Here is a 21,079-nt window from a genome sequence, read left to right on the forward strand (position 1 = left end):
TCCTCCAGTTTGTTTTTTATAACAGTATACTGGAGGAAGGAGTGATTGGATAGATACCTTGTTATTGGGCAGTTACTGCCTATCTCGACTCAAGATTTTTTTATATTGCTTTTCTATACTATCTTTTGTAAGTATGACTGGACTGTTTTGAAAAATTTTTAGTTTCAATGGCTCTTTTGTAAATGCCTTTAATAGATTAAATTGTTTTTCTTTCCAAGTTTCTAGTTCAGTGATTAGCTTCTTGTTAAGGATGATTCTTCTGGTTCCTGCTCTAGTTTTTGTAGTGCTAATATGACTTACTTTATCTTTTGTATAAATTGACTTGGTTACAAAGATTGTATTTATATTTAAATCAATATCTTCCCAAGTTAATGCAAGTGCTTCTCCTAGCCTCATACCTGTAAAGTACAATACTGTGAAAAGCAGTTTTAAATGGTACTCCTCTACTGTAAATAGTTTGAGAAATTGATGGAACTCTTGTATAGTCCAGTATTTTATTTGTGGTTTTACAATTGGTAGTTTCTTTAATTGATTTACTGGATTTTGAGTGTAGTAGCCTTTTCTAATTCCTACATCAAGTATTTTTTTAAGTAAAATCATGATCTTATTGATAGTATTTGTACTTAATTTTTTTTCTGAGTTTTTAGCTCTTTTTTTTCTTAAGTGTTCTCTGAATTCATAAATATCTTCGTATGTTAATTTTCCCACATTATTTAATTTTGAAAAGTAATCTTTAATGTGTTTGTTATAGTTATTTTCCTGCGTGTTTATATAGCTAATTTTTCGTTGATTTATAACATCTTCTTCTTTAAGGAGATTATATAGTAATGGGATTGTAGCTTTAGTACCGTATTTATTGTTTTTTAATTCTACAGTTCGTAGAAAGGTTTCTGCCTCGATAGCTTCTTTTTTTGTTTTATATCCTTTACGGATGATTCTTCGTTGCTTTAATGTTATCGGATCATATCCATTACTAACATCAACGTCCCAACTTCCATTATTCCTTTTTCGTATTACCATTGCCTACCCCTTTGTGAGCTTACTATCTTGTATTTCAATACCAAGTAATTCAGATACAATCGTTGCAGGTATTGTTCCAATGCGCTTGTTTTTATATACTACAAAGCCTCTTTCGACGAGCAGTTTTTTTCCTTTTCGAATTATTTGTTTTGAGGTTCCTTCAGTAAATCCAAGAAGTATTAAATCATCTTTATTTATTGTTATTATCATCTTTTCTCTCCTTTGCATTAAAAATGAAAACAAGCCCATTTCTAAGCTTGCTTTCTAGGAGATTATGAATATGAAAAATATTTGGATGATGATAGTATAATCCAACATCCCTAAATTTTTCTTAACTGATATATTCATAATCAAACTTATTTGTTTATTTCAATTTTCTTAATCGATAGCTTATTGTGGAATGGCGAAACTATAGTAGCTTTGGTTTGTTAAGACGGCATAATGTGGTTTATTTTGAACACCTCCAATATTGCATTCGGAAATGAGAAATGTGCCATCCTTATTGACAGCCTCGACAAAGGCTACGTGTCCATATTCTACCGGAGTTCCTCTATATCCACCCTTTATGGACATGACTGCCCCCACTTGTGGTTCGGTTACTTTCTTCCAACCTCTTGCTACTAAACTATTTACCCAATCCTGGCCATTGCCATTGTAGTTGTAAATAGCTGAGTTTGTACTGATTCCTGTCTCAATCAGCCGATTGCAGACGTACCAAGTACACTGACCAGGTGGATAGGTGTTATTTCCTTGTGTTGTAACTGATTTTTCAGTTGGGACACCATATTTGAGTTTTCCAGCGTATTCTGATGGGAACGTAAAAGAAGAAAGTAGGGTTCCAGTAGTAAGACCTGTTTCACCTGAAAATGGTATGATACTTCCTGTGGTTATTGTTCCATCGAAGATGGTGAACCATTTGGTGGCGTCATTTTGAAGTTTTTCAGCTTTCGTTTGTCCATCGGATAGCGAAACTCCTTCGTAGTGTTCTGACCAGTACAAGGCTGCTTGAGCAGGATCTGTTGCCTTTTGCATTTCAGTTTTAACGTTTTTATAATCCCCATTTAGTTCTGTAGACATGAGTTGTAGCTGAATATCGGAATTAAGTGTTCTGCTGGATGCCTTTGACCACCGACTTCCGTTAATTGTATTTGACCAACCTGACCACTGAAAGTAGCCAGCAACACCACCGCTTGGATTAATGGCTTTAGGATTAAAACCGGATTCTCTTTCTGCAACAGCAAGGCTTCCGCTAGATCCTGCAAGTGTGAATCCTTCTTTTGACAGTTGAAAATTGAGAATTTTAATCACGTCCTCAGCTCGTTCTTCTGAAATTGAAGCTTTTTGTGCCACCTCTTTAGCCGTCAATGTTGTTTGTCTTCCAAAAGTTGTTCCATTACTTATATTGCTTGAGGGATTTCCAGCTAAGGCAGCCGCAAAAATGATAACAAGGAAAAGGGGCAACAGAAGTGGAGTGAACAAACTAAGCTTAAATAGGAATTTCATGTGACCCCATCACCTCCTTTAGTGTTTGAGATAAACTTTGAAGATAATTGTACCGAAGAGCCATTTTGCATCCAAAACGACTTGCATTGCGCGACAGGTTTCAATAATTCTTCTGGCTTCCTGATCATCAACAGGATAGAAAACAGTCACTTTGATTGCTTTCAAATCTTCTTCATAAGCTTGATAAATGTATTTTTCCAAGAGTGTTTGAATTTGATTTCTAGAATAGATTCTAATAGCGTCCATCTTGTTCACCTCGTAGTCTGTTTAGTTCTTTCATAAGATGATTTTTTCGCTCAATATTTGCTTTGATTTTGTCGTCTCTAGTCATTGTTTTACGAAAACTCTTTGTAAAGGCATTGGAGCCTTGTGCCTGATACATTGATCCAATCTGATCATATTGGTTGAGTTCTTTTTCTAGACGTTTCATTTTGCGTTGTTTACGCGGTGAAATCCATTGTTGCTTGAGCTCCTGATACTCCATATCTGGTAAAGGTTCTGATGTTTGGAAATGTGAGTTCTTGTTGGGACTTGAATGTTTACGTTCTGTTGATTGTTCTTGACTGACTCGGATAGTAGATACTTTTTGTTGTTGACTGTTTGGCTCAATCATTGTCGCTTTTGGTGTATGGATTTCTAATTTTTCAGTCGTTACGGTTGGTGTTACTGGAGAAATAGGATCTTGTTTTGGCGATTGAGAAGGTGGTCTATGTTCTGGAGCGATGGTATTTGATTGTTCCGCCTGTTCTACAGGTTCTTCCTTTCGTATAGGATTTGGTGGAGTTGGTTTCAATCTGTTACCTATATCCTTGATATGAGATGTTGCATGCATAGCGGATCCTGCTACAAAACCAGTTCCAGCTAAGGCAAAGTTTCCAATGTGTTGTGCCGTTTCAAAACTTCTTGTTGGAACTTGTTGGATGATTTCTCTTCCTTGAGTTACTCTAGTCTCGACCTGATGTCCAATGTCTTCCATCTTCAATCGTGCTCTAGATCCCATAATGAACTCAATAAGTTCACCTTTATATATCCAGAGGAAGTAGTAGACTGCAGCCTTTGCAATAACAGTAAGCATAAGCTTGAAGAGTAGTGCAAAGGTGGCAAGAGATGAAAAATTTCCGATAACTGCATCAAATCCTGAAGTGATGAAACTTTCGATGACTTTTTCTAAGTAAAGGATAATCAGCGTAATAAGGGTCGTAATAGTCGGAAAGACAAGTCCTCCAAACATGACTTTCATAATTCCAAAGATTATATCTTGCATTGCAGGGACAAATGAGACGAGCAATGAGAGAGGGAATAATAGGATCATAGCAAGGACGATAATTTGAGCAATAAGATTTAGTATTTGTACAAGAATTAGTGGAATCGCAATAATAATGGCTTCAATGATTTTAAAAATAACATAGAAGGTTTCAATGAATAGATAGTCCCATACAGCCGATACCCATCGGTTTTTTTCTTTTCCATCATTTGCTTCATTTCCTAGTTTATCCAGATATTCTTCTCTGTCTTTATTCTTTACGGAAACAAATTGACCAGCCTCATTCCTAATACCGAGTACTTTTGAATCCTCAAACACCTCTTCTTCTCCAGTTTGACTATTTTTATATTTCCCGTTTTCTTGACCAGTATTCACAAAGACATAGGCAGTGTAAGAAGTTTGGGCGATATAACTATCAGCCATTGAGGTTCCGACTTTAATTGACTTGCCATCTCCATAAGAAATAGAGACATTTGATATTTTTGTCGTGACAGTATCTGCAAGGTCTTCAATTGTATCTAAGATATAAAGACCCCCTGAAGTTGAAGCTACTGTTCCAAAGTATCCAAATCCAAGGACAGTGACGATAAAAAGATGTAGAACTTTCCGCATGAAGTTTCCACGTGAAAAGAAATATTGATAAAAGAGGTAAAAGGTTCCAACTGTAAGAAGCATAGAAACCAATGAACCACTGGAAAGTCCGCCCGAAGTGGAGCCTGTTAGCCCTTGCCAAATGGAATTGGCCGCATTATAGACGTAGGTTTTGTAGGAATCGTACAGATCTATATTTTCAAGAACTCGAATCATTAGTGAGAAAAAACCTACCACAAGATTTAAGACAAAAAAGAAGAGATTTACAAAAATCTCGTTCATTGCCACGATGATGGAGGTCTCAATTTTTGAGGTCTTTTCAAGATATGATTTTAAAGCGAAGATATCGACGCCTTTTAATTTCTCAAATGCTTCTTGCATATGAGCCCTCCTTTCTACATAGCATATTTATTTTCTAGGCTTGATGAGACAGTTGCTTTCATTGGTTTTAAGAGCATGTCAATATCATCAAAGATATTGTGTATAGAAATCATATTGAGGTTTCCGTAGACATCATAATAGAGACATTGACCAGGAATCATATTATCGATCCATTCTAAGTTTTGTTCATTTGCTTCTAAATGGATGTGCTTAAGAATATCTTCTCGTTCAGATTTTTCATAAAAGGCGAAAATTGTTCCAAATCCAGTTGTATCATCGTCATTTTCCGCGTCATGTACGGATTGTGTGATAAGCGCTAAGGTATTGTTTTTTGACCGTCCAATACGGCGCATATTCTTGATAACTGCTTGGCCCTCAGCTGATTTCATCAGTATCCATGCTTCATCAAAAAATTCAATAGTATCTTCATTTTCATCTCGTTCACCAAAGTGGGTACAAAAGGCTCCTAAAGCAAACATTAGTGCAATTGAGTTCCGTTCATGGTCTGAAATCTTAGTGGTATCCGTTTTTGGTAATTTTAGGTTTGCGACTTCAAGTATGGTCACTTGTGAGACATAATTGAGGCCTTGTGTAGTGCCGTCAGAGAATGCCAACTCCAAAATAGAGTTGGTTACGATAGAGGTTAGATAACGACCAACTGAGGCAATCTGATCATTTTGACTATCTTTGAGCGCTACAAGCACATGCTTAAAGCCAACTGTTTGACCCGCTTGTCTCTTATCGACAATATCATTGATGGTTTCAGTAATAGCTGTCTTTTGATCCATTGTGACATTATCGACGGCCTGAAGTATGAATTCCAACATATTTTTTGCAACTTCCACGGCTTGTTCTTTATCCAATACAACAATCGGGTCAAGCACTCCGTGATTGGAAGCGAGTGAGCTATCGAGTGTGACAAAGTTAAATGCTTCCAGTTGTTTTTTTCGTTCTGGATAGAGACTAGAAAATTCTGGAGAATGCATGATTTCTTCGTAGTGATGACGAAGTTCCCTTTTAGGATCGATGTACAGCGTTTTTACGTTTTGGAGCGCAACAGATAAAAATATGATTTGTGCCAGGAAAGATTTCCCTTGCCCAGTTGCACCGGTAATGATGATATGTGGATTTTTGGTTATTTTTCCTGCAATGTCTTCTTTATTACCGACGGTTGCATTAAAGAGAACAATGTTTTTTGAGGCATGTATAGCTTTATCGATTGAATCCCAACGTCCTGTCCAGTTATCTACACGACCGATGTACCAACCAATACGATTACCAGCAGATGTATTCGCAAATGGCATGAGTTCCGCAAAGCCTCGACTCGTAACCATGTGGGTCCAGGTTCTTGTTTTCTTTTGCAGGTCTTGTCCATAGAGAAGACTTTGGAAAAGGTACGGTGTATCGTGGCTTGCTTCACTGATTTCAACGCCCATATCATCAAAGTAGTTGAGCACCACTTGGCGACGGTTTCGAAGTTGAGTGATAGAAGATGCTGATACGATGAGATAAGCGCCATACTCGATAATATCTTCTTTATTTCCGACTTTTTTCATCAGATCTTTTAGGGAAAAGGAGCCCATGATAATCTCATCTTGTTGGACGGTATTGGTACTGTCTGCCTCTTCCATAATATTTTTATATCGAGTATTAGAGCGTCCCATTTTTCCCTTTATTTTATTTCTGTCAATAAACTCCGCCTTGATTTGAAGTTCTACAGGAAAATTTAGGCGTTGGATAAACTCACCTAAGTGGAATCCGTTGAATATAGTATTGAATTTTCCGACTGGCAAAATGGTTACGAAGGATGTTCCGTAGGGACTTTCTAACTTGAGAAAGCCACCGCTCAAGCTTTTTATTAAGGTATCTGTCACGTTAAACAGTGAACGATTAGCAAGCACCTCCCCCTTGAAATGTGGAATATAGCGTAAGTATTGCATTCGTTGATAGTAGAATAATTCTTCGTTGGTTAGACGGCGACAACGAAGTGTCGAGAGAATTTGAAAACAGTCTTGTTCATCGGAAAGATAGTCTTCATACCATGGTTTCTCTTCTTCTAATTCAAAACCAAGTCCATTTGCGATGGTTTCTGTCAGTTCGGAGAACCGTTCATAAGCGAGGTCTGTAAGACTACTTGCCTTGTCATGTTTTCTGAGACGAACACCGACCAACCAATCAAATTGATAGGGGATTTCCATTTCATCTGTCAATGTATCGACTGTATGAAGAAGTAAGTCTTCACCTAATTTTCGGTTATTGGGAGAAAGGGCATCCATAAAATCACGCATCTTCTCTTCAAGAAGGTAATCTTTTGGGATGAGTGAAATTTCAAAGTGTTGATTTTTCGCTAGCTTTTTAATCAGCTGACTGACAGTCCATTTATGTTTTCTTTTTTTATCGTTATCAGTTATAGTGATTGGAGTATTTGGAATCCTGAAATAGGCAGCGACATGTTTATCCTTTCGGTAAATAAGATTTCTGTAAGTAGTTTTAATAGGATATTGTAGGTTGATAGCCATATTGCCTCCTTTCTATAGATTTGTTTGTTCAAAGACAATCTCCTCTTCCTCAAAGGAATCCACGCGTTCATCGTGGTAGATAGCTTTCTTGTTCAGGCGAAATTCATATAAATAGTAAATGTAGTCCGCGAGAAAGAGATGCATTTTCTTTCCATGTGGTTCGTATTCGGTGTAAAACTTTGCCAGCTTATAAGGGACATACACATATAATAAGAGGGAAATCGAGTGAGTAATTTTTGCGAGGGGGACAAGTATGAATGAAAGCCCTAGCACCATAGTGACAAAAACTAGGATAAAGACAACAAAAAAGGATAATTGCATAGGTGTTGCGAAGTACCAAATCCGTGTTCCTTTTTGTGTTTTGATTTCCTGAATCCAATAGGGAGCGTTTAGCCCCCTAGCGTAATCATAGAGCGGGTCTTTTTCAGTGTTCATATCAAAGCCCCGTTTCAATGCCAAAGAGACGGAGGAACCAACCAATAACAGCTAGGATCTGTTGTCCTTTGGTCATTGACATAATAATGCCCCAAAATCCTATAACAGAGAAAAGCTGGAGCCAAGAACTATTTTTCCAAGCTTTAATCGCTAATAGAATTGCGACTGCTGTAATAATCCAAGATCCATCTCCTTGGAGGAATTGTTGTAGTGAGCTAGTATTCATAGATATTATTCTCCTTCTGGTTTTGCATAATCATTTGGAATAGTGTGAAGTAATTGAGTTACATAATAGGAGTCTCCTTTTGGAGTAAGTGTTAACGTAAAGTTTTCGGAGCGAGTATTGCCAGCAACTTCAAATGTGACTTGTGTGTAGGCGGTGATCGTGCCCGTATCTTCAACTAAGTAGGTATAATCTATCGAATGAAAAATTGTGTTTTCAAGGGCGATTAAACCTTTGCCTACAAGGTCAAGGTTATCTTGATCCGTAGTGTAATTGGAAAAGAAGATAGTAAGGAATTTAGTTACTCTTCCATGAATTTCTTCTGAAACATTGTCTGTAGCCGTCAGGCTTAGTGCTGAATCTGTGTCCACATCTTTGGCTTGAACATCTGTCAAACTAGAGTACCAAGGTAATCCGGAAACGTAGTAGCTTTTATCATTCTTACCATAGGGAATGGAAAAGCCAGTGGTTAGTTCCACTTCTTTATCTTCCACTTTTTGTTTATACGTAACTTGATACAGTGCAGTGTTATCAGTCAGTTGTAAGAGTTTAGCAGAAACAAGTGAGGTAGGTGTTCGTTTTTGACCTTGTGACTTAATGGTGGGGGTGACATTATAAAAATTATTGAGTGTTTCAATTTGAGTTTCTTGTTCTTCGGCTTTATCCGAAAACGTGAAATAGGCTGCCACAAAGTCATTGAGGTAGTAGTTCAAGCGATAGTCTGTATAAGGAGTTGTTGGAGTGAGGCGTGTAGAGTGCGCCTTTCTAATTTCAGTTTCCAGATGAGTGACTTTACTGGAAAGGGCAATAGCACGCATGGATCCAAGAATGCCAATTAAAACGAAACATCCTAATCCAAGAAGGACTAGGATATTTACGTTTTTACGTGTTGCTTTGATGAGTTTTGGAGAACCACGTTTCTTGTCTTGTTTTTTGAAACGTGACAGATATTGTTTTACCTGGTTAATCAGTAAAATGAATTTTGTCATAACTCCTCCTGATTAGAAACTAGCTAACTCAATTAATTTATTGCCTTTTGCATACAACTGTTTGTGAAGTTTATTGATTTCCCCGTTAATGTAGTAGTAGCTACGTAGTTCTGAACGAATCTGGTCAAGGAAGTCTAAAGGGAGTTTTTCAGCCTCTTCGTTTTTCAATAAGCTATTTAATTCACCAGCTTTTGTCCAGGCTTCCTTATCATTATTTGCTTTCATTAGTTCACCAAGTTGTAAAGAGACAGACTTGATTTTCTTTTCAAAAATAGTTTGTTTTGCCATGATTATTTCCTCCGTAAATATGGTTTGTTGTTCTTTGATGATTTGGCGAAAGAGGGTGACGACATGAGTGTCCATCTTTCGATTAAAGTCAAGGACCTTGCCCGACGTTGTAAAATACGCATGTTGGTAGTGATCCATATCATCTATTTTTCGCGCGAATGTATCAAAATAAAAATCTTTCTCCTTCATCAATACGACAAATAGATACCAGATTTCGTTTGTTTCATGAAAGTAGGTAGCACCTTCATAAATATTTTTGATAAACATCAGCTAGATACTCGGATCAAGAGCTTGACGAATCTGGTATTCCAAGCTAGATAATTTCTCATAGAAGAGCCGTTCGCGCTTGTCGGCTTCTTCTAAACGCTTCAGTACGTTATTGAGGAGGTAGGTTCGGTCTGAGTCTGCGTATCTTATTTCAGTATGGATTGCGACTAAAAGATCATCGCTATTATTCAAAGGTTTTGTCATGTCGGCATAGATTTTTTGGACTCTTTCAGCCAATAGGTTGTTGGTATGTAATTTACACCGTTCAGCATATGGATGGGTCATAAATACCTCCTGTTACTCCTCAACAAGGTCATCATAGCCAAGGGAGCGATAGATATAGTCATCATCAAACCATAGCCAGTCATTGATTTCACCTTCAGTTGGAATTGTTCCTGAGAAAATTTCCTCACAAAGCCAGGTGAGTTGCTCGATTCCACCACGTTCTCGGACAACGTTTAGGGTTTCTCTAGCACCAGACCATGCTTTAAATTCATCTAAACTATTCAGTTCAACTTTGTATTCCATAGTGTTCTCCTTCTATATTTTGTAAGTGATAGGATGCTTGTAAATCTTGTAAGATATTTTCGCCTCGCTCGGTTATTTCACCATTCGCATGAATCATTTTTAGAAAATCTGTATTCATGATTTTGTCAGCTTCCTCTACTAATTTGAGTGAATTTGCGACCTGATACATCAGCCAATTGACCGTTCTGTCAATAGAATAGGGTTCAGGCTTCATTTGAAGTTTTAGAGGATCAGTACCACCAAAGAGACGTTGCCATTTTTGATCAGGTAGAAACGCACCAAATTTATTGGTGCCGTCATATACCTGTATTTCGTGGTTGATGATTCCCCGTGCGATTTCTCCTAAGTCAACACCGTTGACAAATTCTTCGATTGCAAGTTGTGCTTTTTCTTGAGAAAAGCGTAACTCATATCGATTCCAGATACCAAAAATCTCCAAGGATTCTTCCACGGAGATTTGTTCGCTTCGAGCTAGCTCATAGCGTTTTTCATAGAAGTTGAAGTAGAGATTGCTTTGACGACTGCCAAAATAAATAGAAATACCTTGACTAGCATCCGTGTCTCCTACGTTTTTAAGACTGCCTCCTCCAATGTGATTCCAGCTTCTGATATGTTTGAATCGGACCTCTTCTTTATAGACCTTGGTAATTAAATCTGAAAGATGAAATTGTTCATGTTCTTTTTCGTGACCAAGGTAGCGTTCATCTAAGGCAATATCTAGCCTCGTTATTCGGCTATCCGTTAGATCAAAGAGCATTGCTTGGAGAAATTCTTGCCAGGTAAGGTTTTTGCTTTTTAGTATGAGTTCCATTTCGCGACAGCCTTGTCCAGAGAGTTGGAGGGTTACTTGGAAATTTCCTGTTTCGATTTTATCCCAAAAATCAAATATCCAAATATTACCTCGTTTCCAGAGCCTTGAGTAATTTAGGAGTCTCGTTTCAAACTCTTTGAACTCGGTAAAAGAACAGTGAAGGTAGGTTTGACAGAAGTGGGATAGGTCACGAATAGACATGAATGTCATTCGTAGATAGTCAATCGTTACGTCTATGAGGCCTTCTGTATTATGCTTATTAAATCCAAGCTTCCTTTTGAATTGATTAAATCTTTTCAAACTCAATCCGCGTGAACCATCCTCGTAACTGCGATAGGTTCGAGTAGAAATCCCGATAGATTGTGCAAATTGTTTTTGGGTCATACCTGTTTGCTTTCGAAATTTCTTGAGGTGTAGCGGATTTAACTTATCCATTCAATAGTAAAACTCCTTTCTAGTCAGTGACACAGTTTTTAGAGGCAAAGTGACACACTTGATTAATCTTGAAAAACCTTGGTACCATTGGCGTTTCGGGGGTTGGATGTTGTCATTTTGACAAATGTTACCCCCCTATTAGAAATCGGGGGTTGAAACACAATCATGGGCCGAAGGAACTGCGAGCTACGGTCTGCGCCTGACGTTGTCAGGCTTGCCCTTGCTCTTGTCCTAGCCCATGATTTGCGAGACAACTTTCAACCGCCTTTGGGTATGACTTGCGCCCTTCCGCCTCAAATAGTTCTAAGGTTTCAAGAAGTAACTGTTCTTGAAAAGGTGTCACAACCAGTGAGTTTTCCTCCTTGTCAAAAGGCATCCCTCGTTCATCTAGCAAATAGATAATTTTCCGGAGAGTTTTGACGGGGAGGTCCTTTTCCTTAGCGAATTCCGTTAGTAGTTGATAATTTTTCTCGGTTTTCGTGTCTATTGCCTCGTTGTTGTTTTCAAGTTCCTCTTTCTCATCCATAGCACTAGTTTGTCCATCTTCCAACACTGGTAATTTCATAAATTTTTCTTCAAAAGAAAATCCTTCATCGAATGGAACGTAGGGGGAGAAGAACTCACCAGCTAGTTCACCGTTATTGGCAATGTAGCCACGGCCATGAACCTTTTTGCCATTGATTTTATCTAGCTTTTTGAACTCTTTGTTTCGGTTTGCATCCCCAAACATCATGTTGTATCCGGTATCTTCTAAGTGTCCAACGGTGAGGCGTTTCATGAAGTTGTCACGAAGTGCTGTTTTGATGTATTCACCGTCTGGTCGCTGCATGGCTTGAATCACAAACATTCCTGCTTGACGCCCTTCAAGGATGATTTGGGTCAGGTATTCTGTCGCTTCAGCTTGTAGGCGATAGTCATTTTCTATCTTAGCGATGAAGGCTGCCCACTCATCAAAGACAAGGAATTTTGGCTTGAGACCGTATTGAGCAAAGTTCTTTCCAGTTTTGTAGTCAGGATGATTTTGCATGGCCTCGTATCGTTCTTCCATTTCAGCGACATTTTGCTTGAGGCATGATATGATATCTTCTTTTGAAATGAAGATACGACCTTTAAAAACAGGTGCTTTTTTTAGACCAGCTAAGTCAGCATTCTTCGGGTCACATAAATCAATGAAGCCAATTTTAGAGAGTGCCAATACAATTGTCATGAGAATGACAGTTTTACCTCCTCCAGTTCCTCCACCAATTAGTAAGTGTGGTTCTGAAATATAGTCCCAGAAGACGTCTTTCATGAGGCGTAGCCCTTTATCTGTCACAGTAACTTCTGAGACAGGAATGCGGGAGGCGATTCGGTTGATGGCAATATCATATTGAACGAACCGCTCGTCAAAGGTTTTGTTTCTAAAGTCCCCATTGAACATGACTTCAAGTGTTGCGCCAAGATTGATAAAGCGGTCTTGAAATTTATTGCCTTCAAGGATAAAAGAGACAAGTAGTTGGTATTTCCCACGTTTGACGTAGACTTTTGGAAGAGTAATTTTTTCCTTGGTTCGCCCCTCTCGTTTCATAGTCTTTGACGTATAATACCGATTTTCTAAAAGAAAATTAGCCATAATTCGTAATGTATTTAAGCGTTGTAAGAAAAGTATTTTCTGGTAGAGAATAGGTGTAATGATTGAAAGAACTACGATTGGTAGAATAGTTGTGAATAGGATACTTGGTACATACTGTAAAGGGTCAACAAGAAGCTGATTATAGATGGGATAGTAGTAGAATCCATTCGCTACTAAAAAAGGTGATAATAGTAGAAGACTGGTTATCACCCGAATATGCCTGTGAAATTTATGGACACGTAATCCACGATAGGTAAAGAGGTGCATATCTACCTCCTAGTATCATTTTTTATCTTCAGCTTTTGGTTCAATTTTGGGAGTAGGTTGGGCCCCTTTTTTCTTGATAGCAGAAGCATAGAGACGATAGTTATCGTTTCGTCCAATAGCTGAATAGGTCACCACAATGTCTGTTAGTTCTACTTCTTCACGGTAGTTGAGATTAAGGTCAGTGATTTCTTGTTCTGACATATCCACGATAGTGAAAAAGAGTGTTTCGTGTTGGTTGGCAGAATGGATACCAACGGTAATACCACGAATTTCCCCTGTTGGAACTTGGGCGAAAGATCCATCATCATTTCGTTGGCTACGATCCGCTTCATAAATGAGTTCTGCACCTTCCAAACTGCGGAAAGTCAATTTGCCAAAGACTTCATCTAGCTTTAAGGCATCAGTGATAACGCGGTAGCTTTTATCAACAATCTGTAGTTTTTCTCCAAAGTTTAATCCAGTTTTAGCCATAGTTTTCTAATTCCTTTCTTATTTTACAATTTCCAGTTTTTCAGCAAAGACATTGAGTGCAGGTGCTACGTTGGTACCATTTACTGCACGGTCTGGGAAGAAAATCGGGTTAATTACTTTGACTTGTGTATCTTCATCAAAGATTGTGTTTGTGGCAGGTGTGATGACGTGGAACGAACCATGTACCTGACTATTCAGGACGTGTCGTTGGTATTTCCCTTCTTTTCCAAAAATGGTACGTGGCGCATTGCCAAGTTTTTCATAATAAGCAGTTCCGATAAATTCAGGTTTCATAACAAGTGTTTCAGGAATCATAAGTAGTCTCCGTTTCTATATTTGAGTAATAAAAAATCAGCACATAACAGGGCTGACTTGAGCAAAGTAAAAGCGATTGATTTTATTTTTATATATCTGACTATAGTAAGTCAATTCCGCAAGTGGATAGCCGCTTGCTTTAAATTTCTTAACAAGATTGTCGATTTCTTCTTTTACAGAGCAAAATAGACTAGCTTGTAGTGTAAGGTCGTGAGCGTATATTTTGTGTGTAAATAGATAGTTTTGTAAAAGATGCTCTAGACATTGTTTAAAGTATGAGGTCATAAAAGCCTCCTTTCTTTATTGTAAAAACAAAAGCTACTAGAAAAATCTAGTAGCTTAAGCATGGACTACTCAGGGAAAATAATATAGAGTAGTCTGTTTGAAAAAGGGTTATTTGGTTGAAAGACCTATCTGGATAATCGATAAACCTTTCACGGTGGCAACGTTTAGCAAGGTGCATTGCGTCAATTACCATCGCTTTCCCAGCCAATCATCGAGGTAGTCATTATCATACCTGTCACGATTCTCTTACGCCTTTTGGCGAAGCCAGTTCACTTTACTATTCGGAAAAGTGCTAAAGTCCGATATGCGTGTGGATATCTCCCAAATAGAGAATCCAACTCCAACCAGCATACGGACTTGACATTTTTGTCATGTGTGATACAATAAAGGTACGAAGTTTATTGTGTGTTTGTCGGTCAGTCCTCTGGTTGTCAGACGCACATTTTTTATTAAAGATTTCAAGGGACATTGTTTGGTTTCAGATAATACTTATTATTTTTTGAAGCCGAAGTAACTTTTGGTTACATTATTATTGTAACCAACAGTTACGTATTTGTCAACCCTTTTTATCAAAAAATCAAAAAAATTTTAAAAGAGGTCTATTATGGGATTCCCAGAACGCTTAAAAGCCCTTCGTTTAGAAGCAAATTTAACACAAAAAGAAGTGGCTGATAAATTAGGTATATCACGTCCTGCCTATACTTATTGGGAAAAGGGCGAAAAGGTTCCTACACCTGATAAATTACCTACGCTAGCAAATTTATTTAAAGTTTCAACTGATTATCTGTTAGCACATTCTGACTTTAGAACTGTAGAGGAAGCAGAACTATCCGAAGTTGAAATGCTTTTCCGTGCAACATCTTTAGATATGACAGATGAGGAAAAAGCTGTTTTCAAGCAAGAGCTTCTAGACTTTATGAAAGAGCGTCAGAAACTTTTTGATGAGGATAAAAAATAGGAGGTTGACTTTTGAGATTAAAAGAGTTGAGAATTGAAAAAGGGATAACTCATAAGCAGTTATCAGACGATATTGGTGTACCTGTCAGAACAATCTCACGTTGGGAGAAGGGAGAGACAGATATGATTCTTAAGAATGCGATCAAGTTGGCAAAGTATTTTGGTGTGACTTTAGATGAGTTTGTGGGTTCCGAGCAACTCTTATCAATCAAATAGTGAAAGGTTAGTATGAATGAATAATAAGTCAATTGTTCCATATTCAAGAATAGATGAAGAAAAAGTTATCTTTCCATCGAATGAAGAATCGGAAATAATAGAAAATTATCTCGGTCAAATAGATAAATTTCATACTTTAGTCAAAAGTTTTAATATTAACAACTTCAACTTTCATCAGATTTTATATCATTTTACTATGCATGCTGATGATACACTGATTAGGACAAATGGTCTTCCTAGTGACGATTTTACTGTAATCAATACTTTATTGATAAACTATCTTTCTACGTCAAAGATGTTTGTTGACATTGTTGAAAATTTCGATAAGTCAGTTTATGATGATATACATTCTTTCATATCAGATAAATATGATTCTAGTTTCTATTATCAACTAATGACTGAATTAAGAAATTTTTCATTGCATGGGCATCTACCAGTATATTATAATGATGGTCGGTACAGTTTTAATCTACACTACATACTTGAGGAAGGGAAAAAATACAAGTTTAATAAAGCGAGAAAAGAGAAATTTAAAGTAATTTCCCAACAAATAAGAGAAAATCATAACAATATTGCCAATATATCTTTTTCAATAACTTTGATAGAGTATCACAAAGTAATTATAGAAATTTTTGAACATTTCTTTGTTATATACACTCCTGATTTTTCTAAAAAACATTGTAATTTCCGTAAGATTATAGATAAATATAACGAAAACGAGAAAGATAATTATGCATGTGTCTATTTAGATGATTCACTCCATATATTAAACATCTCTAATTCAATGATTGAAACCTTAAAAAAGGAACATTCAAATGCAATTGAAATTTTAAATGTGTATATTAAGAAATTTAAAGAGTTAATAAGGACTAAAAACTAGTGGACATTTGTCCACTTTTTTTGTAAAATAGAGTCAGTTTAAAAACTGACAAGGAGGTGAATTATTTGGAAAATACCTTTTCAAAGATTAGTTTAGTTGTTCAATCTCAACTCTATCCCTTTATCAAATTAAGGGAGTTATCACTTTTATCCTATACTTTTAAGGATTTCTTTGAACATGTCATCAATGAGAATAACATCAAGGTACTAGGACATCATTTTTCAAATCGCCAGATTGAGGGGCTGACTCTGATAGATTCAGGAGATAGAATTTCACTTTCATACGAGAAAGAGAATCCTGTAGTTCGTCAAAATTTCACAAAATGCCATGAACTAGGACATTTTTTGCTTAGTCACCATGGCACAGTCTTTACCGAACTAAAGGAAAATCAGACCGCCCCTGAGGAGGTTGAAGCTAATTATTTCTCAGCTTGTTTGCTTATGCCTGATATAGTTCTACTATCTAAGATTTACTACCAAAAGTCTAGTTTTCAAGAAGTGGCTAATTCTCTTTGTGTGTCCCATCAGGCATTGAATATTCGTCTGATAGACTTGCTGACATATTTGTTAGGTAAGAGCAGGGAGTCAATCGTTCAATCGGTTCATCACTATCAATCAGGAGATAATAGAAAAGTTCTAGAAAACTTTGCTAGTGTTCATGACATTATTGTCTCGGAGTACAACACTTATGAGCCTAGACCAGAGGATAAGCTAAACTACCTTCTAATTCAAAAAGACTTTGTTACTGATAATGAAGTGGCAGAGTTATCTCAAGCAAAATTTAGAAGTTTGGTTTCCTCAACCAGCGTAGGTACTTGGGCGTATTATGATAAAGGTAAAGCTATCTTCTATGCTTGGAACAAAGAGAAGTTGGCAGAGAGTGAAGCTTATCAAAAAGCGAAAGACATTTATTATTTAAGTTAAGGAGGCAACTATGTTTTCACCAGAAGCTCTGAAAAAAAGACGTACAGAATTAAAAATTAGTCAAGCTGATATGGCTAGACAGCTTGATATTACCCGTCAATCCTATTTCACTTGGGAAAGTGGCAAGACAAAACCAAACAGTCAGAACATCGAAAAGTTGGCAGATATTTTGGGTGTGTCAACGGGCTATTTTGAATCAGAACATAGGATTGTAGAGACTTATCTGAAACTCAATGATATTAACCGTGTAAAGGTTGAGGAGTATGCAGAAGAATTGCTTACTGTCCAAGAGGAAAGTAAAGTTGTTCAACTATACAGTATCAAGGTTATTGATGATGTTGAGCTGTCTGCTGGTCTAGGGGAAAGTACCTATGATGAAACTGATACCGTAGAAGTCTTTTCAGAAACAGATTACCAGTATGATATTGCCACATGGATTAAAGGGGATTCTATGGAGCCTGTCTATGCGAGTGGGGAAGTTGCTCTTATCCGTGAGGGTGGCTTTGACTATGATGGAGCAGTTTACGCTGTGGTCTGGAATGAGAGAGCTTATATCAAGAAGGTTTACCTAGAAGAAGATGGCTACCGCTTAGTATCTCTCAATCCTGACTATTCAGACATGTTTGCCTCCGCAGAAGACAATCCAAGGATTGTAGGGAAAATCATTGGTCACTTTATGCCAGTAGTGGGAGGATAAATCTATGGGCTATTTTGATTATTCAAGAGAGCCTAAAAGTGATATTGCCTTTATTGATATGAAGTCTTTCTATGCCAGCGTTGAGTGTGTCGAGCGAGGGCTTCACCCCTTAAAAACGTCTCTTTGTGTCATGAGCAGAGCGGATAATTCAAACGGCTTGATTCTTGCTTCATCACCTATGTTCAAAAAGGTTTTTGGTAAGGAGAATGTCGGAAGAGTATATGACTTACCATTTGATATACATACTAGAAAATTTTCTTACTATAATGCCAAACGCCAAGGGATTGAGATAACGTCTGAGTATGTCAAATTCATTGAAGAGTGGGCAAAGGTGACCTTTATTGTCCCACCAAGAATGAGTCTCTATATCGAAAAGAACCTAGAAATCCAGCGTATTTTGCAAAACTACGGCAGTCCAGAAGATATTCTCCCTTATTCCATTGATGAGGGATTTATTGACCTGACAGGCTCTCTAAACTACTTTGTTCCTGATAAAAACTTGTCCAGAAAAGAAAAGCTGGATGTGATTTCAAGTAAGATTCAACATGATATTTTCAGGCAAACAGGAGTTTATTCAACGGTAGGTATGTCCAACAGTAACCCACTTTTGGCTAAGTTGGCGTTGGATAATGAAGCCAAGAAGACGAAAACCATGCGTGCAAATTGGTCTTATGAGGACGTAGAAACCAAGGTCTGGGGTATTCAGGAAATGACAGATTTTTGGGGAATAGGCAGTCGCATGAAGAAACGACTCAATGCTTTGGGAATTATGTCTATCAAGGAACTAGCTAATAGTAATCCTGATGTCCTCAAGGCTCATCTAGGAGTCAATGGTGTTGACCTTTTCTTTCACGCTAATGGAATTGATGAAAGTAACGTCCATAAACCCTATAAACCAAAATCTAATGGCATAGGCAATTCTCAAGTATTGCCAAGAGATTATGTCAGACAGAAAGAAATTGAGATAGTCCTTTCGGAAATGGCAGAGCAGGTAGCCGTCCGTCTCAGAAAAGTAGGCAAGAAGACGACTTGTGTCTCTGTTGGAGTAGGTTATTCTCGGAGTGAAGGCAAGAAGAGTATTCATGCTCAGATGAAGGTTGAACCAACCAATCAAACGGTAACCTTGAAGAACCATGTGCTAGCCCTCTTTCATAAGAAGTATAGTTCAGGAGCGGTTAGAAGTATCAGCGTTTATTATTCTCAGTTAGTAGATGAATCATTCGGGCTATTATCCCTTTTTGATGACGTGGAACAAATCGAAAAAGAAGAAAGGCTTCAATCAGCCATTGACACCATCAGACATCAGTTCGGATTTACCTCGCTTTTGAAGGCAAATGCCTTATCAGAAGGCTCACGGGTTATTGCCAGAAGTAAACTAGTTGGTGGACATTCAGCAGGTGGATTGGACGGACTAAGCTAATGATAGATAGAAGTTATTTACCTTTTCAATCTGCTAGAGACCATCAAGACCGTGGCATGATGAAATGGATGGGCTTTTTCTTATCGGAACACACCACATCACTAGATGAGGAAAAGCATAAGATAATCTTTTCAGAAGAACTTAGCTTACTGGATAAGCTGACCCTTATCTCACAACTCTATTCAGGGCAACTATCAGGGCAATTTATCGTCAATGAAGGCAATCAAAAAGCCACCTATCAAGGACAGGTGACAGAACTATCAAAAGATGAGATTGTGGTCAAATCAAGGGATAAATATCATCTTATCGAGGTCAAACATATTTTAGCCATTCACCTAGTGGAAGGAGGAGTAGATGATGAATAGGAAAGAACTTTACAAAGATAAGTTACAGATAGACTATTTTTCAGAGAGTTATATCAAGTTTGAAGAAGATTTTTACCGTTACTCAGCTGATGGAACACCCTTGACTTTTATCATTGATGATATCCTGCTTTCCATGGCACTTTCTCATAAAAATTACTTCAAACTTAACAAAGAAAAGTCAGTTGATGGACGAGACCATTATTTCCAATTTCAAGTTACCTTGGAGCCCGATAATAAGAATGTCAGGACGTTTCGGTATGTGGGGCAAAGGGGGGAGTTATAATGTAAGATGAGTTAGAAGGGGTATGTTGTAAAGTTATTATTTCAAAATCTTCTAAAAGGAAGTTGGTGTATCGCGCACAGACCTCCTCTTTTTATTTAAATATAATCGGATGTGTTATACTAGAATAAACTAGATTAAGAAGGAATTAGGGCTAAAGGATGGAAGAAATTAGATTTGATGAAGTCTCTACTGAAAATGCCGAGAAAACATTTGTAGAAATAATTCTAAAAAAATCTTTAACAGATAGAAAGGAAAGTTATCAAACATTCTTTTTAAATGGTGTTTGGGGAAGTGGTAAAACTACCTTTTTAAATAATGCAGAAAGAAATGCAAATAGGACTAGATTCGTAAATTTAAAACTATGGGAATTACAAGATGAGCGAAGTGTAACAGCTATAGCTTTTAGTTTGTTGCATCCATTTCAATACAAGTCCATGAGAGTTTTAATTCTATTTATGGCTGTAATTAGTGTACTAATGACCCCAGCAATTAATTTAGGTCTGTCTACGAATATTCCAAATTACTTGATAACTATAGGAACCATAATGGCATTATTAGTTACCGTTTATCAACTTATAAAAGTGAAGTCAGATTCACTTTATATCCGATTACTACCACGTTGTTTAAATAATAAGGTTTTAATAATAGATGATTTTGACAGAATTTCAGTTGAAAGACAGAATGAGGCATATAAACTTTTTAATATTCTAAACGGAAAACTTCCGATTGTCTTTATTGGAGATTACCATAAAATATCTAAGGGTGATGAGGAAAGTGGAAAATATTTACAGAAAATCCCTTCAACTTCTTTAAAGACGAGAGCTTGGCGAATGAGTTGAATACTCGGTAAGAGTGCATTACAACGACGAACAAAGCGAGAATATTCTAGAAAATTAGGGAATAGACTTTGAGCCAATTGGTGCTTTGCTTTAAGTGTTTCACTAAAATGAAGCACTCCCCACAGGTAACAAGTAATCACTAAACAGTCAGATGTTGCAAGATGGACGTTCTTCCGATTTTGTATTTCGAGTGGAACGCTTGTTTGATAAATCGCTTCAATGCTTGTCAGTAAATAAACAAAAACTTTTGTAAGTGTGCTATTATAAGTCATATAGGTCGTGCGCTTTCTAATTC

Annotated in this window: 25 protein-coding genes and 2 pseudogenes; 9 read left to right on the top strand and 18 right to left on the bottom strand. The window is 37.3% G+C overall.

Annotation, left to right across the window (positions count from 1 at the left end; genetic code table 11):
- Nucleotides 1-81: 81 nt before the first annotated feature.
- The 17 genes and pseudogenes from ACPC57_RS06875 to ACPC57_RS06955 all read right to left on the bottom strand — a co-directional run.
- Nucleotides 82-1,020 (bottom strand): annotated as a pseudogene (locus tag ACPC57_RS06875) (tyrosine-type recombinase/integrase); the annotation flags it as partial.
- A 3-nt stretch (nt 1,021-1,023) separates the two neighbouring features.
- Nucleotides 1,024-1,230 carry a DUF3173 family protein gene (locus tag ACPC57_RS06880; protein ID WP_195185400.1) on the bottom strand — a complete coding sequence of 69 codons (207 nt, stop codon included), beginning with the start codon at nt 1,228-1,230 and terminating at the stop codon, nt 1,024-1,026.
- 180 nt (nt 1,231-1,410) lie between these two features.
- Nucleotides 1,411-2,523 (bottom strand): phage tail tip lysozyme, encoded by a 1,113-nt coding sequence (locus tag ACPC57_RS06885; protein ID WP_312221497.1) that lies wholly within the window; start codon nt 2,521-2,523, stop codon nt 1,411-1,413.
- An 18-nt stretch (nt 2,524-2,541) separates the two neighbouring features.
- A complete protein-coding gene (locus ACPC57_RS06890; protein ID WP_099390412.1) occupies nt 2,542-2,769 on the bottom strand; it encodes a hypothetical protein in 228 nt (75 codons plus the stop codon).
- Complete coding sequence (locus tag ACPC57_RS06895) at nt 2,756-4,759, bottom strand: conjugal transfer protein (RefSeq protein ID WP_434066561.1); 2,004 nt, start codon at nt 4,757-4,759, stop codon at nt 2,756-2,758. Before ACPC57_RS06895 ends, ACPC57_RS06890 begins: the two co-directional genes overlap by 14 nt.
- Before the next feature lie 14 nt (nt 4,760-4,773).
- Nucleotides 4,774-7,278 (bottom strand): ATP-binding protein, encoded by a 2,505-nt coding sequence (locus ACPC57_RS06900; RefSeq protein ID WP_434066562.1) that lies wholly within the window; start codon nt 7,276-7,278, stop codon nt 4,774-4,776.
- A gap of 12 nt (nt 7,279-7,290) precedes the next feature.
- Nucleotides 7,291-7,713, bottom strand: coding sequence for a conjugal transfer protein (locus ACPC57_RS06905; protein ID WP_099390415.1), 423 nt, complete (start codon nt 7,711-7,713; stop codon nt 7,291-7,293).
- Nucleotide 7,714: 1 nt separating this feature from the next.
- A complete protein-coding gene (locus ACPC57_RS06910) occupies nt 7,715-7,939 on the bottom strand; it encodes a hypothetical protein (protein ID WP_099390416.1) in 225 nt (74 codons plus the stop codon).
- Between the two features lie 5 nt (nt 7,940-7,944).
- Nucleotides 7,945-8,925 carry a conjugal transfer protein gene (locus ACPC57_RS06915; RefSeq protein ID WP_333564574.1) on the bottom strand — a complete coding sequence of 327 codons (981 nt, stop codon included), beginning with the start codon at nt 8,923-8,925 and terminating at the stop codon, nt 7,945-7,947.
- A 12-nt stretch (nt 8,926-8,937) separates the two neighbouring features.
- Nucleotides 8,938-9,480 (bottom strand): conjugal transfer protein, encoded by a 543-nt coding sequence (locus ACPC57_RS06920; protein WP_099421207.1) that lies wholly within the window; start codon nt 9,478-9,480, stop codon nt 8,938-8,940.
- Nucleotides 9,481-9,483: 3 nt separating this feature from the next.
- Entirely contained in the window at nt 9,484-9,765 is a 282-nt protein-coding gene (locus ACPC57_RS06925) for a hypothetical protein (protein WP_434066563.1), read from the bottom strand.
- Nucleotides 9,766-9,777: 12 nt separating this feature from the next.
- Nucleotides 9,778-10,008, bottom strand: coding sequence for a hypothetical protein (locus tag ACPC57_RS06930; protein ID WP_099390420.1), 231 nt, complete (start codon nt 10,006-10,008; stop codon nt 9,778-9,780).
- Nucleotides 9,992-11,254, bottom strand: a complete 1,263-nt coding sequence (locus ACPC57_RS06935) for a replication initiation factor domain-containing protein (RefSeq protein WP_434066564.1) — start codon at nt 11,252-11,254, stop codon at nt 9,992-9,994. Before ACPC57_RS06935 ends, ACPC57_RS06930 begins: the two co-directional genes overlap by 17 nt.
- Nucleotides 11,255-11,462: 208 nt before the next feature.
- On the bottom strand, nt 11,463-13,133 hold the full coding sequence (locus ACPC57_RS06940) for an FtsK/SpoIIIE domain-containing protein (protein ID WP_434066565.1): 1,671 nt from the start codon (nt 13,131-13,133) through the stop codon (nt 11,463-11,465).
- A gap of 15 nt (nt 13,134-13,148) precedes the next feature.
- A complete protein-coding gene (locus tag ACPC57_RS06945; RefSeq protein ID WP_195185170.1) occupies nt 13,149-13,604 on the bottom strand; it encodes a conjugal transfer protein in 456 nt (151 codons plus the stop codon).
- 18 nt (nt 13,605-13,622) lie between these two features.
- Complete coding sequence (locus ACPC57_RS06950; protein ID WP_121795914.1) at nt 13,623-13,919, bottom strand: cytoplasmic protein; 297 nt, start codon at nt 13,917-13,919, stop codon at nt 13,623-13,625.
- A gap of 36 nt (nt 13,920-13,955) precedes the next feature.
- Nucleotides 13,956-14,204 carry a hypothetical protein gene (locus ACPC57_RS06955; protein ID WP_277426465.1) on the bottom strand — a complete coding sequence of 83 codons (249 nt, stop codon included), beginning with the start codon at nt 14,202-14,204 and terminating at the stop codon, nt 13,956-13,958.
- Nucleotides 14,205-14,808: 604 nt separating this feature from the next.
- Here ACPC57_RS06955 and ACPC57_RS06960 point away from each other — a divergent pair.
- The 9 genes from ACPC57_RS06960 (at nt 14,809) to ACPC57_RS07000 (ending at nt 20,784) form a co-directional block, all read left to right on the top strand.
- The gene (locus ACPC57_RS06960) at nt 14,809-15,162 is read left to right on the top strand and encodes a helix-turn-helix domain-containing protein (RefSeq protein ID WP_434066566.1); all 354 of its coding nucleotides are present in this window, start codon (nt 14,809-14,811) and stop codon (nt 15,160-15,162) included.
- An 11-nt stretch (nt 15,163-15,173) separates the two neighbouring features.
- Nucleotides 15,174-15,377 carry a helix-turn-helix transcriptional regulator gene (locus ACPC57_RS06965; RefSeq protein WP_434066567.1) on the top strand — a complete coding sequence of 68 codons (204 nt, stop codon included), beginning with the start codon at nt 15,174-15,176 and terminating at the stop codon, nt 15,375-15,377.
- A 16-nt stretch (nt 15,378-15,393) separates the two neighbouring features.
- Nucleotides 15,394-16,257, top strand: coding sequence for a hypothetical protein (locus tag ACPC57_RS06970; RefSeq protein ID WP_434066568.1), 864 nt, complete (start codon nt 15,394-15,396; stop codon nt 16,255-16,257).
- A 56-nt stretch (nt 16,258-16,313) separates the two neighbouring features.
- Nucleotides 16,314-17,180 carry an ImmA/IrrE family metallo-endopeptidase gene (locus ACPC57_RS06975; RefSeq protein ID WP_434066569.1) on the top strand — a complete coding sequence of 289 codons (867 nt, stop codon included), beginning with the start codon at nt 16,314-16,316 and terminating at the stop codon, nt 17,178-17,180.
- A gap of 10 nt (nt 17,181-17,190) precedes the next feature.
- Nucleotides 17,191-17,877: an XRE family transcriptional regulator gene (locus ACPC57_RS06980; protein ID WP_434066570.1), complete on the top strand. Its 687-nt coding sequence runs from the start codon at nt 17,191-17,193 to the stop codon at nt 17,875-17,877.
- A gap of 4 nt (nt 17,878-17,881) precedes the next feature.
- Entirely contained in the window at nt 17,882-19,297 is a 1,416-nt protein-coding gene (locus ACPC57_RS06985; protein ID WP_434066571.1) for a Y-family DNA polymerase, read from the top strand.
- A complete protein-coding gene (locus tag ACPC57_RS06990) occupies nt 19,297-19,662 on the top strand; it encodes a hypothetical protein (RefSeq protein ID WP_434066572.1) in 366 nt (121 codons plus the stop codon). Before ACPC57_RS06985 ends, ACPC57_RS06990 begins: the two co-directional genes overlap by 1 nt.
- Nucleotides 19,655-19,945 (top strand): DUF5960 family protein, encoded by a 291-nt coding sequence (locus tag ACPC57_RS06995; RefSeq protein WP_434066584.1) that lies wholly within the window; start codon nt 19,655-19,657, stop codon nt 19,943-19,945. The genes ACPC57_RS06990 and ACPC57_RS06995 overlap by 8 nt, the downstream gene beginning before the upstream one ends.
- 158 nt (nt 19,946-20,103) lie before the next feature.
- Nucleotides 20,104-20,784, top strand: coding sequence for a P-loop NTPase fold protein (locus ACPC57_RS07000; protein ID WP_434066573.1), 681 nt, complete (start codon nt 20,104-20,106; stop codon nt 20,782-20,784).
- Here the strand turns inward: ACPC57_RS07000 and ACPC57_RS07005 are convergent.
- Nucleotides 20,739-21,056, bottom strand: a pseudogene (locus ACPC57_RS07005) (IS982 family transposase); the annotation flags it as partial. The gene ACPC57_RS07000 and the pseudogene ACPC57_RS07005 overlap by 46 nt on opposite strands.
- Nucleotides 21,057-21,079: the final 23 nt, after the last annotated feature.

The organism is Streptococcus sp. VTCC 12886 (assembly GCF_049893425.1).
GTDB classification, from domain to species: domain Bacteria; phylum Bacillota; class Bacilli; order Lactobacillales; family Streptococcaceae; genus Streptococcus; species Streptococcus suis_AA.

Excerpts from the sequence above, each read along its gene's own strand:
- ACPC57_RS06950 (WP_121795914.1), bottom strand. The coding sequence starts at position 13,919 with ATGATTCCTGAAACACTTGTTATGAAACCTGAATTTATCGGAACTGCT.
- ACPC57_RS06990 (WP_434066572.1), top strand. The coding sequence starts at position 19,297 with ATGATAGATAGAAGTTATTTACCTTTTCAATCTGCTAGAGACCATCAA.
- ACPC57_RS06985 (WP_434066571.1), top strand. The coding sequence starts at position 17,882 with ATGGGCTATTTTGATTATTCAAGAGAGCCTAAAAGTGATATTGCCTTT.
- ACPC57_RS06925 (WP_434066563.1), bottom strand. The coding sequence starts at position 9,765 with ATGACCCATCCATATGCTGAACGGTGTAAATTACATACCAACAACCTA.
- ACPC57_RS06900 (WP_434066562.1), bottom strand. The coding sequence starts at position 7,278 with ATGGCTATCAACCTACAATATCCTATTAAAACTACTTACAGAAATCTT.
- ACPC57_RS06890 (WP_099390412.1), bottom strand. The coding sequence starts at position 2,769 with ATGGACGCTATTAGAATCTATTCTAGAAATCAAATTCAAACACTCTTG.
- ACPC57_RS06915 (WP_333564574.1), bottom strand. The coding sequence starts at position 8,925 with ATGACAAAATTCATTTTACTGATTAACCAGGTAAAACAATATCTGTCA.
- ACPC57_RS06970 (WP_434066568.1), top strand. The coding sequence starts at position 15,394 with ATGAATAATAAGTCAATTGTTCCATATTCAAGAATAGATGAAGAAAAA.
- ACPC57_RS06935 (WP_434066564.1), bottom strand. The coding sequence starts at position 11,254 with ATGGATAAGTTAAATCCGCTACACCTCAAGAAATTTCGAAAGCAAACA.
- ACPC57_RS06885 (WP_312221497.1), bottom strand. The coding sequence starts at position 2,523 with ATGAAATTCCTATTTAAGCTTAGTTTGTTCACTCCACTTCTGTTGCCC.
- ACPC57_RS06880 (WP_195185400.1), bottom strand. The coding sequence starts at position 1,230 with ATGATAATAACAATAAATAAAGATGATTTAATACTTCTTGGATTTACT.
- ACPC57_RS06895 (WP_434066561.1), bottom strand. The coding sequence starts at position 4,759 with ATGCAAGAAGCATTTGAGAAATTAAAAGGCGTCGATATCTTCGCTTTA.
- ACPC57_RS06910 (WP_099390416.1), bottom strand. The coding sequence starts at position 7,939 with ATGAATACTAGCTCACTACAACAATTCCTCCAAGGAGATGGATCTTGG.
- ACPC57_RS06960 (WP_434066566.1), top strand. The coding sequence starts at position 14,809 with ATGGGATTCCCAGAACGCTTAAAAGCCCTTCGTTTAGAAGCAAATTTA.
- ACPC57_RS07000 (WP_434066573.1), top strand. The coding sequence starts at position 20,104 with ATGGAAGAAATTAGATTTGATGAAGTCTCTACTGAAAATGCCGAGAAA.
- ACPC57_RS06955 (WP_277426465.1), bottom strand. The coding sequence starts at position 14,204 with ATGACCTCATACTTTAAACAATGTCTAGAGCATCTTTTACAAAACTAT.
- ACPC57_RS06945 (WP_195185170.1), bottom strand. The coding sequence starts at position 13,604 with ATGGCTAAAACTGGATTAAACTTTGGAGAAAAACTACAGATTGTTGAT.
- ACPC57_RS06940 (WP_434066565.1), bottom strand. The coding sequence starts at position 13,133 with ATGCACCTCTTTACCTATCGTGGATTACGTGTCCATAAATTTCACAGG.
- ACPC57_RS06920 (WP_099421207.1), bottom strand. The coding sequence starts at position 9,480 with ATGTTTATCAAAAATATTTATGAAGGTGCTACCTACTTTCATGAAACA.
- ACPC57_RS06930 (WP_099390420.1), bottom strand. The coding sequence starts at position 10,008 with ATGGAATACAAAGTTGAACTGAATAGTTTAGATGAATTTAAAGCATGG.
- ACPC57_RS06980 (WP_434066570.1), top strand. The coding sequence starts at position 17,191 with ATGTTTTCACCAGAAGCTCTGAAAAAAAGACGTACAGAATTAAAAATT.
- ACPC57_RS06905 (WP_099390415.1), bottom strand. The coding sequence starts at position 7,713 with ATGAACACTGAAAAAGACCCGCTCTATGATTACGCTAGGGGGCTAAAC.
- ACPC57_RS06995 (WP_434066584.1), top strand. The coding sequence starts at position 19,655 with ATGAATAGGAAAGAACTTTACAAAGATAAGTTACAGATAGACTATTTT.